Here is a 16,003-nt window from a genome sequence, read left to right as displayed (position 1 = left end):
GAGTTGACGCCATGATCCCCCGAGAGCTCCTCGCCGCGCTGCGCACCATCGAGATTCACACAGCGCGGCTGGCCAACGAGAACCTTTCCGGTACGTACACGTCGAGCTTCAAGGGCCAAGGCCTCGCCTTCCGCGAGGTGCGCCCGTACCAAATGGGCGACGACGTGCGCTCCATCGACTGGAACGTGTCGGCGCGCATGAACGAGACCTTCGTGAAGGTCTTCGTCGAAGAGCGCGAGATGACCGTGATGCTGGTGGTCGATCTCTCGCCCAGCGAGCGCTTCGGAACGCAGCGCGCACCGAAGACGCGCGTCGCCTCCGAGGTAGCCGCACTTCTGGCCTTCAGCGCCATCCGCAACAACGACCGCGTGGGGATGATCCTCTCGACGAACCAAGTCGAGCGCATCGTCCCGCCCAAAAAGGGCGAAAAACACGTGATGCGCGTGGTGCGCGAGATCCTGGGCTTCGAGCCCAGGTCCGCCGGCGTGGTGGCCGCACGCGCGCCGGATGCACCGCCGCCGCTGGGCGCGCAGACGGATCTGAAGACGGCCTTGGAGGCGCTGGTCGGCGTGGCACGGCGGCGCAGCATTGCGTTCGTGGTGAGCGACTTCTTTGCGCAGGGCTACGAGCGGGCGCTGGCGGTCGCGGCGCGCAAGCACGACGTGATCCCCGTGGTCCTGGTGGACCCGCGCGACATGGAGCTGCCCGACGTGGGGCTCGCGACGTTCGAGGACTTGGAAAGCGGGGAATCGGTGCTGGTGGATACGTCCGATCCGCACGTGCGGGCGTCGTATGCGGATGCGATGAAAAAGCTGGCTCTGGCGCGGAGTCAGGCCTTTCTGAAGCTGGGCGTGGACACCGTGGAGATCCGCACGGGGGGTTCGTTCGTCAAACCGTTGCGCGACCTCTTTGCGCGCCGCGCACGAAGGATGCGAACGCGATGACCCCGCGCCGGAGCTGGAGAGGATCACAGGAAGACGGGAAGACGGGAAGTTTTTTTGGATTTTCCGTTCGCCCCCTGACTCATTCTTCATCCCCAAACACCCTTCCCGTCTTCCCGTCTTCCTGTTCAATCACTCTGGCTGTTTTTCTGACGCTTTGTGCGTCGACGGCGAGGGCGGAGGAGGATGCGGGGGTGGCGGATGCGGCGCCGCCGCAGCAGGTGGGTGGGTGTGTCGAGACGGTGCCGAGTGGGGCGTTGCGGCCGGCGTTGAAGGAGACGTTTCCGGCGCGGGGGCTGAGTGGGTATGCGGCCACGCTCACGGTGGTGGTGGAGCACGGCAAGGGTGAGACGGTGCTGGCGCGCGGGCTCGAGTTTCAGAGCCAGAGCGAGGCCGCCAAGACGCTGAAAGGCGCAGGGTTCCATCTGCCGAACCAAGATGGCGGCGCGGCGGCGCAGCTCACCGTGGGGGCGCCCGATCCTGCAACGCCGGATCGCGCGAAGACGATTTTGGATCTGCCGCTGCTCGTGCTGCCGGCGGAACCGGGGCGCCACACGCTGACGTTGCCACCCCTGCCCATCGCGGTATCGCGCGCGAGCGGCGAGATCGCCACGGTTTGCACGTCGTCCCACTCCATCGTCGTCGAAGATCCCATCGCGTCGACGCCGGATGCCAAGCCGCTGCCCAACCCACCGCCGCGGCCACAACGGGAAGAGTGGACGGCGCTCAAGCGCGGGCTCATGTATGCCGCGATGGGCATCGCGGCGGGTGCGCTGCTCGCGTATGCCATCTGGTGGTACCGCCGCCGCCCCAAGCCGGTGCCTCCACCGCCGCCGCCGAGACCCGCGTGGGAAGTGGCCATCGAGAAGCTCGACGAGGTTCGCCATGCCGGCTTGCTCGAGGTGGGGCGCTTCGGCGAATACTTCGACCGCGTGAACGATGTCATTCGCTCGTACCTGGGTGCGCGCTACGGCTTCGACGGGCTGGAGTCGACCACCGACGAAACGCTGACCGCGCTGAGCAAGGCCCAGCTGCAGGGGATTTCGTACCCCGAACTCGTCGCGTTCTTGCGCGAATGTGACCTGGTGAAATTCGCCAACATGGTGCCCTCCACCGAAGAGTGCTCCCGCGCATTGGAAGCCGGCGAGCGCATCGTGCGTTCGACCACGCCGCATCTGGCACCGCTTCGTGCGGCCGCAGCCGTCGAAGAGCCGAAAGGCGGTGCGGTATGACCGCGAAACGCGTCCTTCGCGGCGTGCTGATCGTGCTCGGCATGGTGCTCGCCATCGTGCTCGGCCTGGTCTATCCGGCGCTGGCGCGCGGCGAGGCGTGGCACAGCGCCCAGTGGTCGTCGCGGTGGTGGCTCTTGGCGCTGCTCGCGGTGCCGCTGGTGGTATGGCGCATGACCCTCGGTGCGGATCACCGCGTGCCGAGGCTCGCCATCCCCACCATCGCCCCGCTGGCACTGGGCCCGCGCGGACTGCGCACCCGCCTGCGCGATGTTCCGGGCGCCCTGCGCGGTGCGGCGTTGGTGCTGGGCATCCTCGCGCTGGCGCGGCCGCAGAACGTGCTGCGGGGCGAAAGCGCCGAGGAGCTGGGCATCGACATCGTCATCGTGCTGGACCTCTCCGGCTCGATGCGCGCGGTGATGGATCAGCCTTCGCCCGCGGCCCGTGCTCCGCAAGCGCAGAACAACCGCAGGCCCACGCGCCTCGACGTCGCGAAGGAAGTCATCATGGACTTCATCGCGAAGCGAAAGACGGACCGCATCGGCGTCGTGGTCTTCGGCCCGATGGCCTACGTGCTCTCGCCGCCCACGCTCGACTATCCGCTGCTCACGTCGCTCGTGCAAAAGATGGAGCTGAGCGTCATCAGCGGCGACGGCACGGCCATCGGCGATGCGCTGGGCACCGGCGTGGCGCGCCTTCGCCAGAGCAATGCGCGCTCGAAAGCCGTCATCCTCCTCACCGACGGTGACTCCAACGCGGGGAGCATCTCGCCGGAGTACGCCGCGCACCTGGCGCAGACCCAGGGCGTCAAAGTCTTCACCGTGCAGATTGGCAACGGCGACGAGGTCGACGTGCTCGAGGGCACGGATCTCTTCGGGCAGCCGCGCTACGTGCGGGCCCACTTTCCCGTGAATCCCGAGCTGCTCAAGAAGATCGCCGGAGACACCGGCGGCGAGGCCTTCGTGGCCAACGACAAAGTCGCGCTCGAGAAGAGCATGCACACCATCCTGGATCGCCTGGAGAAGACGCGCTTCGAAGCGCTCTCCGCGACGATGGAGGATCTGTTCCCGTTCCTTCTGTTCCCCGCGGTCGGGCTCATTGCGCTGGAAGCGCTGGTGCGTCTGCTGCTGGTGCGGAGGTTTCCGTGAGATTCGCGTACGACCTTCTGCATTTCCCCGGGTTGCTCATCGCCATCGGGTGCGCGCTGTTCGTGGTGGCCTTTGCGGCGTCGCTGCTGCTCGCGTCGCTGGCGCGGGTGCGCGCGGAAAAGCGCTTCGGCGATCCGAGCCTCGTGGCCAAGCTGGCCACCTTCGATGCCGCCGGGCGGCGCGCGGCCAAGGGCGTGATGCTCGTCTTGGCGCTGGCGCTGGCCTTTGGCGCGCTCTCGCGGCCGCAGTCGGCGGGGCAGCGCGTGCTGCCGGCGACGAACCTCGATGTGGTGGTGGTGCTCGACTATTCGAAGAGCATGTACGCCCGCGACATTTTGCCGAGCCGCATCGCGCGCGCCAAGGCCGAGGTGAGCGAGTTGATTCGCAAGCTCAAAGGCGCGCGCTTCGGTGCGGTGGCCTTCGCGGGCGAGCCGATGAACTTCCCGCTGACCAGCGACGGTGCGGCCATCGCGCAGTTTTTCCGGCAGCTCGAGCCGAACGACATGCCCGTCGGCGGCACGGCCATCGCGAAGGCGCTGGAAAAAGCGCGGGACACGCTGGCGAGCGATCCCAAGTCGAAGGACCACGTGCGGGTCATCGTTCTCATCACCGACGGCGAAGACTTGGAGGGCGATCCGCTGAACGTGGCGCGCGAGGCCGCCAAAGAGGGCACGCGCATCGACGTGGTGCAGATCGGCGGGCGCGCACCGGAGGTGATCCCCGAGGTGGTGGACGGCAAGATCACGGGCATCCGCCGCGACGCCGCGGGCAAGCCGCTCACCACCGAGCTGAGCGCCGAGGGCGAGTCGCAGCTCGCGGGCATCGCGAAGGAGACGAACGGCAACATCGTGCGCTCGGACAAGGGGGAGACGGGCATCGACACGATTGCCGCGGGTCTGTCGCGCATGATGAAAGAGGAGCTCTCGGAGAAGATTCAGATCGTCGGCGAGGAGCAATATGCGTGGCCGCTGGCGCTGGCGTTGCTCCTGCTCATTCTCGAGGCGCTGATTCCAGAGGCGCCGCGGCAGAAGGTCGCCGTGCTCAAGGGCGCGCCGGCCCTCACGAATGCACGAAAGGGGGCGAACCGTGCGCGCGCATAGGGCCATTTTTCTGGCGCTGGCCGGGGCGTCGTTCGTCGTGGCGTGCTCGTGGGATCCGACGAAGCCGTTCGAACGCGAGGCACCTGCCGTGCGCGAGGCCATTTCGGCGCTCGATGCGGGCGATGCCTCGGCGGCCGCCTCGACCTTGCAGGAGTACCTGTCCACGGGCCAGTGCGAGTCGGGCAACATCGGCACCCCGACCTTCTTGAAGCAACGGCCCAATGGTTCGTTCGACCTGGGGCTCTCGCTGTTTCACATCGGCGAGGCCTTCGGCGGACGCTTTGGCGACGAGGAAGCCGACGGAGGAAAGCCCTCGCCGCAGCGCGATGCCCAGATCGATTGCGCACTCCGCATCGTGCGCGCCGTCGCGGAGGATGAGACGGCGCCCATCGACCTGCGCGCGCGCGCTCGCTACCTCGAAGGGAATCTGCTCTTCCTCGGCGGGCGTTACGAAGGGGCCGTGACCGCCTACAACCAAGCGCTCACGCTCGCCCCCGGGCAGGTCGATGCCGGCGATCCCGTCGGTCGCGACGCCGCGTGGAACCGAGCCATTGCGCTGCGGCGCATCGAAGACAAGAAAGACTCCGGCCCGCCCGATGGCGGCGGCGACAGCGGAGACTCCAAGGACCCCGACGGCGGAAACAACCCGCCGGACTCCGGCCCGCCGGACTCTGGACCGCCCGATGGCGGCGGCGACAGCGGCAAAGACGGCGGCGGCGACAGCGGCAACCCGAACCAAGGAAACGATGGTGGCGGCGGCGACAGCGGCGGCCCAGACGCATCGCCCAATCCGCCACCGCAACCGCCGGACGCAGGCGCCCCTCCCCCGCCGAGCAACCAGGATCAGGACGACAGGATCCTCGACCAACTCGAAAAAGCTCCCACTGTCCAACAGGAAGCCGCCAAGAAGATCCCGCGTCGTGCACGCATGCGGGGCGGCATGGAGGACAAATGAGACCGCGATTTCTGCTGTTTGTTCTGCTCGCGCTCCCCATCCTCGGCACCGTGACGTGGCCCGTCGCCGCCTTCGCGGCGGCGCCGCCGGAGCTGCAGGCGTCGGTGGACGATGATGTCGTGGGCGTGGGCGACGACTTCGAAGTCCACCTCAAGGCCATCGCCCAGGGTGAGGTCTCCGGCGTAAAGCTCAGCGAAGACCCACACGTCGCGCAGCTGGGGCGCCCGAGCATCGGCACCTTCCATGAGATGAACCTCCGCAACGGCGTGATGGTGCAAAAGCAGGGCGTGAACGTCACCTTCCGCCTCAGCGCGGTCAAAGTCGGTGCGGCGAAGCTCACGCCCTCCATCACGGTGGGCGACGTCACGTACCGCGCGACCCCCATCACCGTGCGCGTCGTGCTCCCGGGGCAGGCACCGCCGCGTCAACAACGGCGAGGGCAAGATCCCTTTGGCAACTTGCCCGATCCGTTCAGCGGCTTTCGCGGCCTGTTCGGCAATCCGTTCGGCGATCCCGACGACAGCGCGCGCCAGCCGCGCAGCACCTTCGAGATCCCCACCGATCCGAAGTACGCCCTGCCCGCGGCACGTGCACGCGGCACCTTTTTGCATGCGGGCATCGACAAGGGCAACGCCGTCATTGGCGAGCAGGTCACCTTGTCGATTTACCAATACATCGACCTCGGATTGAACCGCGAGCTCGAGTTCAACGACGTGCACGACGTCACCACCAGCGATTTTCTTCGCAAACCGCTGATGGAGGAGAGCCCCAACCCGAAGATCGTCGGTAACACGCGCATCGGCGACCATATTTGGGCGGTGCGCCTGATTCGCAAGATGGCGCTCTTTCCGCTCAAGGCCGGCGAGCTCAAAATAGGGCCCATGAGTCTCGGTATCGCCAAGTCCACCGGCGGCGTCACCGACAAGCGCGAAAGCGAGACCCTCACGGTGCACGTCGCCGAGCCCCCGGTGAACGGGCGGCCGCCCGGCTACGCCATCGGCGACGTCGGCCAATTCGAGCTATCGGGCAACGTCGAACCGCGTGAGATCGCCCACGGCGGCGTGGCCAGCGTCACCTTGGAGCTCTCCGGCACGGGCAACTTGCCCGCGAGCATCGTCCCGGCGGCGCGCCAGGGCGTCGAATGGCTCGCGCCCGACGTCAAAGAGCAAATGGGCCCGCAGCAGAACGATCGCTACGGCGGCAAGCGGACGTTCAACTTCGTGGTCCGCCTCACGCGCGAAGGCACCATCGAGCTCGGCGACGTGGCCATCCCTTTTTACAACCCCGATACGAGGGCCTACGACGTGGCGCGCGCCTCGCTGGGTTCCGTCGTGGTGAAAGCGGGAGGGGCTGCGGATAGCCATGTTGCCAGCGCCGCGGATCCTCTGCCCAACCTGCCGCCCCTACGCCTCGATCGCGCACCGGAGGCGGTGCCGCACGGACACCTCACCGACATGCGCGGCTTTTGGTTCGCGCTGGCGGCGCCGTCGCTTTCGTTCGTGGTGTTCGCCGGAGGGCGCGTCGCAGGGCGCCGCCTCAAGGAGCGCATCCGAACGCGCAACGGCTCGCCGGACACGCTGCTCAAGCAACGGCTGCAAGAGGCCGACGCGGCAGGTGCCGGCACCGATGCGCGGGCGGCCGATGCGGCCATTGCGCGCGCGCTCGAGCAAGCGATCATCGTGAAGGCCAACGTGAACGTGCGCGCGATGGCCACGCGCCAGATCGCGACGGCGTTGATCGAGCATGGAGTGGCCGAGCCCGTGGCGCAATCGATCGAAGAGCTGCTCGCCGCGTGCGAAGCCGCTCGATTTGCGCCAACTGGAAGTGATATTGCCGTCTCCCGCGAACGCTGGAAGGCCGCCCAGGAATGCATCTCCAAACTGAAAAGAGGATAGTCGCATTCGTCCTGGCGTCCGCGCTCGCGGGAAGCGCGTACGCGGGAGAGGCGCCGCCGGCCGAAGTCGACGCGCCGGACGCCGTCCTGGGCCGCGCGACCGCAGCGCTGGCCGGCGGCCGCCCGGGCGATGCCATCGCGCTTTTCGAGTCGCTCGCCGATCGCGGCATGGTGGACGAGAACGTCAGCTTCGACCGCGGCCTGGCCTACGCCGAGCGCGTGCGCATGGGCGCCGAGCAACCGGGAGATCTCGGGCGCGCGGCCCACGGCTTCGAGGAGGCGCGCTCGCTCGCGCGCAACAAGCCGCTCGAGCGCGATGCCACGGCCGCCCTCGGAGCCATCCGCACCGAGGTGGCACGCCGCCGTGCACGCAGCGGCACCGGCACGGAGGTCGAGCCCAATCCTTCCGTGGGTGAGACCCTCGTGCGCCTCGCCTCCGAGGATACGTGGGCCATCGCCGCGGCGCTCACCTCGCTGGTGGCGGGCATCGGTCTCTTCGTGCGGGCCGAGGCCAAACGGCGCCGCATGAAGATCAGCGGCACCACCGCGTTCGCCGTGTCGGCGCCGCTGTGCGTTGCACTCGCCGTGATGGCCTGGGCCGCGCGCGACAACCGCCTCAACCTGCGCGAGGGCGTGGTGGTCAATCCGAACGCGCGCCCCCTCGACGAACGCGGGATCGCGCTTCCCAATGCAAATCCGCTGCCGGAAGGGGCCCGCGTGCGCACCCTCGGGGTGAGCACCGGCACGACCGAGATCCAATGGGGCCGTCTCCATGCCTGGGTCCCCTCGGCGGCCATCCGCCCGATCGCGCGGCGCGACGCGCCTTAACGCGCGTTGAGGATTCTCCGGGACCACTCGGTAAAACGCGCAGCCCTCGACGGCGGCGCGTTTTCACCGTGTGTGCACGTTCTTGCAACTTGATCTCGATATGAACTTGTTATACCTGTCGGCGAACCTCGGTGTGTCATTCGCGTCATCTCCATGCTGCCAAGCACCTGGCCCTCGCGGCCGTGGCCGCCCTTTCCGTCGTTGCGCAGCCGGCGTTCGCGCAGCCAAAGGGCGTGGTTCCTCCCCGGCCCGTGTCCCGTGTGGATGCGACCTACCCGCGCGAGGCCAACAAGCAACACGGTGAGGTCGTGCTCGGCGTCACCATCGACGCCGAAGGGCATGTGCAGGCCGTGGAGGTGCTCGATTCCGCCGGCAAGCTGCTCGACGACGCGGCCGTGCGTGCGGCCTGGCAGTGGACGTTCGAGCCGGCCCAGCGCAATGGCACGCCCGTCGCCGCCAAGGTTCGCATCCCCTTCCACTTCGCCCCGCCCGAGGATCCGCCGCACGATTCGGTGCCTTCGCCGCCCGCGCCCCGCCTCGCACCGTCGAACACCGTCGAGGAGGCACCGAGCCCCGGGGCACGCGCCATCGGTACGGAAGCCGCAGCACCTTCCGCGCCCGCACCGGCGCCCGCAGGTGCCCCCGCCGCCGCATCGGAGACCGATCCCCACACGGTGACCATCATCGGTCACACGCGGCCGCCGACGCGCGGTGCGTCGGACTTCAACATCCGCGTCGGCCAGCTTGCCAATGTTCCCCGCAAAAATGCCGCGGAAATGCTCAAGCTCGCGCCGGGCATTCTGCTCACGAACGACGGCGGCGAAGGCCACGCCGAGCAAGTGTTCCTCCGCGGCTTCGACGCACGCGAGGGGCAGGACGTCGAGTTTACGGTGGGCGGTGTCCCCATCAACGACGTAGGGCATCCCCACGGGAACGGCTACGCGGACACGCATTTCATTCTGCCCGAGGTGGTCGAATCGCTGCGCGTGGTCGAAGGCCCCTTCGATCCGCGGCAGGGAAACTTCGCCGTGGCCGGCAGCGCCGACTACGAGCTCGGGCTGCGCGAGCGCGGATTCACTGCAAAGTACACGCACGGTTCGTTCAACACGCAGCGCATGCTCCTCTTGTGGGGCCCGCAGGGCGAGACGACGCACACCTTCGGCGCCGGGGAGCTCTTCAAGACGGACGGCTTCGGCCAAAACCGCGATGCGCGGCGCGGCAGCGTGATGGGCCAATACGAGGGCCACATCGGCGAGCGCGGAACCTATCGCATCACCGGCCAGGCATTCGCCATCGACTACCACTCCGCGGGCGTGCTCCGTCAGGACGACGTGGACGCCGGGCGAAAACAATTCTTCGATACGTACGACTTCAATCAAGGCGGCAACAGCTCGCGCTATTCTATCGCCGCCGATTTGGAGACGCGCACCGGAAATGCCTTTTTCCGGCAGCAGGCCTACGTCATCGCGCGCACCCAGCGCATTCGCGAGAACTTCACCGGCTTTCTGCTCGATACGCAGACGCCCTTGCAGAATCCGCACGGCCAGCGGGGCGATCTCATCGACATGAACATGACGTCGACGACCTTGGGCCTCAAAGGCTTCGGGCGCTCGCGGCAAAAGGTGCTCGGGGAGACGCAGGAGGCCGAATTCGGCTATTTCGCGCGGGCCGATCGGGTATCGGGCACGCAACACCGCATCGAGAATGCGACGCAGGTGCCCTACCACGTCGACAGCGATCTCGATTCGACGATGACCGATCTCGGTCTCTATGGCGATTTGAATCTGCGCGCGAACAAGTGGATCACCTTGCGCGGTGGCGCCCGGGCCGATCTGTTCACGTACAACGTGCTCAATAATTGCGCGGTCGACAGCATTGCGCATCCCACGCGGGACAATCCGCCAGGGGATGCGAGCTGCCTCTCGCAACAGGACTTCGGTCGCTACCGCGAGCCCGTCCAGCGCACCACCACCGCCAGCACCGCGGTCATGCCCCGCGGCTCGCTCTTGTTGGGGCCCTTTGCGGGATTCACGTTTTCCGGCAGCATCGGCAAGGGGGTGCGGTCGATCGACCCTAACTACATTACGCAGGACGCGCGCACGCCCTTCGCGGACATTCTCGCGTACGAAGGCGGCGTGCAGTTTGCGCGCGAGATCAGCAAAGTCGAAATCGTCGCGCGTTCGATCTTCTTTCAAACGAAGGTCGACCGCGATTTGATCTTCAGCGAAACCGCCGGCCGCAATGTTCTCGGCGGCGGGACGACGCGCACGGGCTGGGTGGGTGCGCTGCGGGCCACGGGCAGCTTTTTCGACGAGTCGTTCAACGTGACGTTCGTCAAGTCGACCTTCGACGATACGCATTTGCTCGTGCCGTACGTGCCCGACGTGGTCGTCCGCAGCGATACGGCCCTGTTTGCCCCCATGCCCTTCCGCATCGCAAACAAAGAGGTGCGCGGCACACTTGGGATTGGAGTCACCAACGTGGGACGGCGGCCGTTGCCCTACGGGCAGCGAAGCGACACCATCTTCACGGTGGATGCTTCGGCATCGCTCAAGTGGACGGCGTACGAGGTGGCGTTGACGTCGACGAATCTGTTCGATTCGAAATACCGTCTCGGCGAATACAACTTTGCATCGGATTTCCACAGCCAGGCGTCGCCCACCTTGGTGCCCATGCGGCATTTCTCCGCCGGCTCGCCGCGCGCGATCTTCGTGACCTTCGGGATCACCTTCGGAGGTGAGGGATGAAGGGGTTCTTCGCCGTTTTCGCCTTCGCGATACCCGTGGTGGCCTGCGTGGGCACCACCGGGAGCGATTTGATCACGTTCCAGGCGTCTGCGGCGGGGCCTGCCGACGTCACCGCCCCGCTGGTGATCAACGCGCGCAATGGATACCAGGTAACGCTGACCCGCGCCCGGATGCACATCGGGGCGATTTATTTGAATCAGACGGTGCCCATTTCGGGCTCGCAGGAAACGAGCTGCGTGCTACCCGGCATTTACGTGGCGCAGGTCTCCAGTGGGCTCGATGTCGACGTGCTCTCGCCGTCGCCACAACCGTTTCCCGTGCTCGGCCAGGCATTCGTCGGGCGTGCCGCCACGGGCGAGGTTTGGCTCTTCGGCAATACGGACATCAACGCCGCCGAGGACACGACGCCGATTTTGTCCATCGAGGGCACGGCCGAGCGGGGCGGGGTGAGCTACCCCTTCCGCGGCACCTTGACCATCGGCAAGAATCGAAACGCCGGGTCGACGGATCCCTCGCGCCCCGGCGCCAACCCGATTTGCAAACAGCGCATCGTCTCCCCAGTCGCGGCGAACCTGCAGGTCGAAGACGGCGGTTCGTTGGTGGTCCGCATCGACCCGCGCCGTTGGTTCGATGCGACGGACTTCTCGTTGTTGCAGCAAGTTCAGACTTCACCGCCCCTTTATTCCTTCGACGACCAATCGGCGAATCAGGCGAGTCAAAATCTGTATTCGGCGTTCCGCTCTCGTGTGGGGGTGTACTCGTTCTCTTGGATCAAGGAGTCTTCACCATGAAAATGATCAAGCGATCCGTGCTCCCGCTGGCACTGCTTACGATCGGCGCGCTCGGCGTCGCCGCCTGCTCGTCCGACGATGACAACACGTCGGGCAAACCGGGCGGGAAGATCCAGTTCAGCATCTCGGGCGAAGCGCTCGCCTACACAGGTTACAGCTTTCCGGCAGGCGAACCTGTGTTTGTCGATGGTTGGGCACTCGAATTCGATCGGGTGCTGACCACGGTGGACAAGATTACGCTGTCGCGAAATCCCGACAAGGCACCCACGGACCAATCACAGACGGACAATCTGGTCGCGGAACTCAATGGGCCGTGGGCCGTGGACCTGCACAAGCAGGGAACGCTCGAAGGCAAAGGCGGCAACGGCGAGACGGCCGTACTCATTGGTGAGCTCGCGAATCAGAATAGGAATGGCGGCGCGAACTTCAGCAACACGGACCGGTATGCCTTCGGCTTCGATGTCGTGACCGCGTCGGCTACCGCGACACAATTGAATCTCGACGATGCGGCCAAGACCGATTACGGCGACATGGTCACGAATGGATATACGACTTTGTTCGTGGGTACGGCCACGTTCAAAGGCGGCGACACGTGCACGTCGTCCGATCCGAAATACGACTTCGGGCAGCTGCCCAAGACGGTAAAGTTCCGATTCGGGTTCAAGACGTCGGCGACGTACGTCAATTGCCAAAACCCGGACAACACGGGCACGCCATTCGCCGGTGAGGAACATCAGCGCGGCGTCCAGGTCGTCGACAACAAACCGGTGACGGCGCAGCTGACGCTCCACACGGACCACGTCTTCTGGGATTCCACCTTGCACGATTCGCCACTGCACTTCGATCACATTGCGGCGCGCTTCGTGGGCCAGATCTCCGCGGGCGTGCCGACGGCGACCTTGCAGGACTTCGAGGGCCGCGCGATCAACCCCGTGGTGGACGGAAAGGGCGCTCCCCTTCCCTGGCGATCGTGCGTCGATACCGCCGCGTATTCTCTCCCCAAGGGCAACGTCACCTTCGAAGACAACGTCGGGCTGCAGAGCCTTTCCGAGTTCCTCAGCTACAACGAGCGCACCATGGGCCACTTGAACGCGGACGGCCTCTGCGCAGTGAAACCGAAGTAGCTTCGGGGCGTCAATCGCGAAAACACCCCATCTTCAGTGATTCATAATAACTCGGCTCGCGAAAATTGGGCACGTGGCGCCGGGCGATGTCCGTCGCAAATGTGAAATAGGCCGTGTGCGGCTTCTTCACCAGAAGCCGCCCCACGGCATCGCCCAATGCCTGCTGAATGCCGAGGCGCGGCAACACGGTGAGGATTTCCTCGAGAGCCTCGCTCGGCAGATCGCGCACGTGCATCTGCGAGGACTTCACGGTTACGCCGACAACGTCGAGCTGCGTTCCCAGATGAACCAGAGCCACCTCGGGCTCTTTGCGGTCAGCGATGCCGACGGTGGTGTGCAGTGCAATGGCGTCCCAAATGAGGGCGGTCCTCGCAACATCGACGCCGCGCTCCAAGAGAAACGTGCGCGCGGCGTCGGCGCCGTCGACTTCGAAGCGCTCGTCCGCGGCGAAGCGCTCGGTGAGTCCCAAATCGTGGAGCACCGACGCGACGTACAGCACCTCGAGGTCGTGGCGGACGTCGAGTTTCTGCGCGGCCAGCTCGGCGAAGACGTACGTGCGTACGACATGGTTGAAGATCGTGGGCTCGGAGCAGGCGTGCGCCAATTCCGTGGCCTCGCGTGCAAGCTGGCTGTCCGGGATGCGCACGCCGGCGATTCGATTGGGAAGGATCATGAGAGCACTCCTTTCGTGCTCGCCAAAAGTGCCTCCGTCCCGATCTGTCTGCTATGACAACGATCCCATGATTCCTGCCAAAAGGCCTTCGCGGTCGGTGGTGGTCCTGGCGATCCCGCCCGTCGAGGAGCTCGATGTCATCGGGCCGGTCACCGTCTTTGGCGCGGCCCGACGCATTTCGCCAAAGTTTGCCTACGACATTTCCTTGGTGGGCCCCAAGAAGGGTGCCATCGAGGGCGATGCGGGCGTGGCGCTCGTGGCGCATTCCCACTATTCCGACGTGAAGGGCAAGGTCGACACGTTGCTCGTCGCCGGGGGCGTCGGTGCGGAACGATGCCGGGACCCGGGCGTGGTGCGCTGGCTTCGCGCGACGGCACGGCGCGCACGACGCGTTGGTTCGATTTGCAGCGGTGCGTTCCTGCTGGCCGAGGCAGGCTTGCTCGATGGGCGACGCGCCACGACCCACTGGAGCCGCACGAAGCGATTGGCCGAGCTGTACCCGCGCGTCCAGGTCGATCCCGTCCCCATCTGGACGCAGGACGGCAACGTGTACACGTCTGCAGGCGTGAGTGCCGGCATGGACTTGGCGCTCGAATTGGTCGAGCAGGACTACGGCGGCGAAATCGCATTGCAGATTGCGCGCGCGCTCGTTCTCTTCCTGCGCCGTCCCGGAGGGCAGGCGCAGTTCAGCGTGGCCCTCGCGGCGCAAAGGACCGAGTTGCGGCCCCTACGCGACCTGCAGGTGTGGATGGCGGAGCACCTCACGTCGGATTTGTCGGTCGAAAAACTGGCCGCGCGGGTAGCGATGAGCCCGCGCAACTTCGCGCGCGTCTTCCGGCGCGAACTGGGAACCACACCGGCGCACTACGTCGACCAACTCCGCATCGAGGCCGCGCGGCGACTTCTGGAGCAAACGCAGCGCAGCACCGAGGAAGTGGCCGCGGCCTGCGGATACTCGAGCGCCGAACTCCTTCGCGTCGCCTTCCTCCGCTCCGTGGGCACCGCTCCGAGCCATTACCGGGAGCACTTTCGCCACCGCCCGAGCGGGCAGCGCGGGTAGTGCGCTGTGGACGGCCGGGGGGGCTTGCACAAACCGGTGCGTGATCGCGCTCCGCGCAATCTCACACATGCTGCTGCTGGCGACCTTTTATTTGCCAGACGAAAGGGGGTGAAGAAGAAAGTTCCGGTGGATGCAATCAGTTTCGCGCGACGCAGCTTCCCCAACTAGGAATTCCGCCACCGGTCGGCGCCCGCTGCGCTTCCCGTCACCCGCTGCGTGTTGGGTCCCGCTTATTCGGGGCTCCCTCAGGAGCCGGATTCCGACGTTCACGGGACACGCTGCGAGCTGTTAGCTCCCGATTGTACCAAATGCTAACCCATCGTCTGCAGCCCCAACGGCGTGGTGTCCGGAGCACCCGCCACGGGACTTGCCGGGGGTCATTGCGAAGTTGATGCCGGGCGGCAACCTCGCGCGCCGCGCAGAAATTCCCTCTCGCACGAGCATGCCCTCCTGTCCCGGACAAGCCCCCCCCTGTCCCGGACACCTACTCAACGCGCTGCGGCCCCCGCAACGCAGCCCGCAAGGAAAAGCTGAAGCAACGCGAGCAACGTACCCGGGGCGTCCTCCTGCGGAAAGTGCCCCGCCTCGGGAAGCTCGATCACCGGCGCATCGGGATATGCCATGCGAAATGCCGGAACGACATACCGCGGAAGCAGCGCAGTATCACCCATACCCTCGGCGAGCATCGCAGGCTTGCTCCGCACCGCGGCCACCGCCTCGGCATCCAAAGGCAACGCCCCATCGACAGGCACCACGAGCTGCTGCGGAAAGCGGATCACCCCCTCGCATTCCGCGCGCCCGACGAAGTGACTCGCATAGGCCTGCACCCACGTTGGAGTCATGACCTCGGGCCGCCGGATCGTCTGCAGCGCCAACATGAGATGCGTAACGGTGCTCCCCGCATTCCCCAGCACCTGCTCCAAGGTACCGTTCGCCTCCGCCGCCGCCACCCATCGGAACCAGGCGCTTTCCAGGAAATTGGCCCGAATCAAGTCGTCGTAGCCGGGCATCCCGAGCGGCAGCACCGTGTTCGTCGCGAAGAGGCCGGCCACCCGATCGGGATACCGCAGCGCAAACCCAGTGCCGATAGGCCCGCCCCAATCGTGCAGCACCAAGATAACGTTCTTCACGTCGAGCTCCCGGACGAGCAGCTTTTCCAGATTGTCGATGTGCTCGCCGGCAAGGTACCTCCGTCCCGACGGCGTCGCACTCTTGCCGAACCCCATGTGATCCGGCACCACGACCCGGTGGTTCCGGGCCAGGGGTGCAATCAGATGCCTCCACAGGTAGCCCCACGTGGGCTCACCATGCAGCAGCACCAAGGTGTACTCCGCATCGCGCGGGCCTTCGTCGACGTAGTGCTGCCGGAAACCGGCCACCTCGCTGTAGTGGGGTGAATACGGCCATGTACCTTCGAACGTCGCGTGGCTGGGAATCATGGCGATGTCCGTAGCCGCCCATCAGGTCAGGTTCCGCCCCAATTCGAACGCCGTGCCGCCCTGCGCCAAGCCCC

General features: G+C 66.2%; 13 protein-coding genes. 11 read left to right on the top strand and 2 right to left on the bottom strand.

Features of this window, described 5'->3' with window-relative positions:
• Positions 1-11: 11 nt before the first annotated feature.
• From LVJ94_12010 to LVJ94_11965, 10 genes are all read left to right on the top strand, one after another.
• A complete protein-coding gene (locus LVJ94_12010; protein WXB07952.1) occupies positions 12-944 on the top strand; it encodes a DUF58 domain-containing protein in 933 nt (310 codons plus the stop codon).
• A gap of 191 nt (positions 945-1,135) precedes the next feature.
• Entirely contained in the window at positions 1,136-2,173 is a 1,038-nt protein-coding gene (locus LVJ94_12005; GenBank protein ID WXB07951.1) for a hypothetical protein, read from the top strand.
• On the top strand, positions 2,170-3,318 hold the full coding sequence (locus LVJ94_12000) for a VWA domain-containing protein (GenBank protein ID WXB07950.1): 1,149 nt from the start codon (positions 2,170-2,172) through the stop codon (positions 3,316-3,318). The genes LVJ94_12005 and LVJ94_12000 overlap by 4 nt, the downstream gene beginning before the upstream one ends.
• A complete protein-coding gene (locus LVJ94_11995; protein WXB07949.1) occupies positions 3,315-4,418 on the top strand; it encodes a VWA domain-containing protein in 1,104 nt (367 codons plus the stop codon). Before LVJ94_12000 ends, LVJ94_11995 begins: the two co-directional genes overlap by 4 nt.
• Complete coding sequence (locus LVJ94_11990) at positions 4,405-5,373, top strand: tetratricopeptide repeat protein (GenBank protein WXB07948.1); 969 nt, start codon at positions 4,405-4,407, stop codon at positions 5,371-5,373. Before LVJ94_11995 ends, LVJ94_11990 begins: the two co-directional genes overlap by 14 nt.
• Entirely contained in the window at positions 5,370-7,268 is a 1,899-nt protein-coding gene (locus tag LVJ94_11985) for a hypothetical protein (GenBank protein WXB07947.1), read from the top strand. The genes LVJ94_11990 and LVJ94_11985 overlap by 4 nt, the downstream gene beginning before the upstream one ends.
• Positions 7,241-8,095, top strand: a complete 855-nt coding sequence (locus LVJ94_11980) for a hypothetical protein (protein ID WXB07946.1) — start codon at positions 7,241-7,243, stop codon at positions 8,093-8,095. Before LVJ94_11985 ends, LVJ94_11980 begins: the two co-directional genes overlap by 28 nt.
• 182 nt (positions 8,096-8,277) lie before the next feature.
• Entirely contained in the window at positions 8,278-10,842 is a 2,565-nt protein-coding gene (locus LVJ94_11975; protein ID WXB07945.1) for a TonB family protein, read from the top strand.
• Positions 10,839-11,633, top strand: coding sequence for a hypothetical protein (locus LVJ94_11970; protein WXB07944.1), 795 nt, complete (start codon positions 10,839-10,841; stop codon positions 11,631-11,633). Before LVJ94_11975 ends, LVJ94_11970 begins: the two co-directional genes overlap by 4 nt.
• Entirely contained in the window at positions 11,630-12,757 is a 1,128-nt protein-coding gene (locus LVJ94_11965; protein ID WXB07943.1) for a hypothetical protein, read from the top strand. Before LVJ94_11970 ends, LVJ94_11965 begins: the two co-directional genes overlap by 4 nt.
• A gap of 10 nt (positions 12,758-12,767) precedes the next feature.
• On the opposite strand, the gene LVJ94_11960 is transcribed toward LVJ94_11965, so the two are convergent.
• Positions 12,768-13,430 (bottom strand): HD domain-containing protein, encoded by a 663-nt coding sequence (locus LVJ94_11960; GenBank protein WXB07942.1) that lies wholly within the window; start codon positions 13,428-13,430, stop codon positions 12,768-12,770.
• Positions 13,431-13,497: 67 nt separating this feature from the next.
• Between LVJ94_11960 and LVJ94_11955 the strand changes: the two genes are divergently transcribed.
• Entirely contained in the window at positions 13,498-14,490 is a 993-nt protein-coding gene (locus tag LVJ94_11955) for a GlxA family transcriptional regulator (GenBank protein ID WXB07941.1), read from the top strand.
• Positions 14,491-14,978: 488 nt separating this feature from the next.
• On the opposite strand, the gene LVJ94_11950 is transcribed toward LVJ94_11955, so the two are convergent.
• Entirely contained in the window at positions 14,979-15,929 is a 951-nt protein-coding gene (locus LVJ94_11950; GenBank protein WXB07940.1) for an alpha/beta fold hydrolase, read from the bottom strand.
• Positions 15,930-16,003 lie beyond the last annotated feature (74 nt).

The organism is Sorangiineae bacterium MSr11367 (genome assembly GCA_037157805.1).
Classification (GTDB): Bacteria; Myxococcota_A; Polyangia; order Polyangiales; family Polyangiaceae; genus Pendulispora; species Pendulispora rubella.
This window is presented reverse-complemented; position numbering and strand designations above follow the sequence as displayed.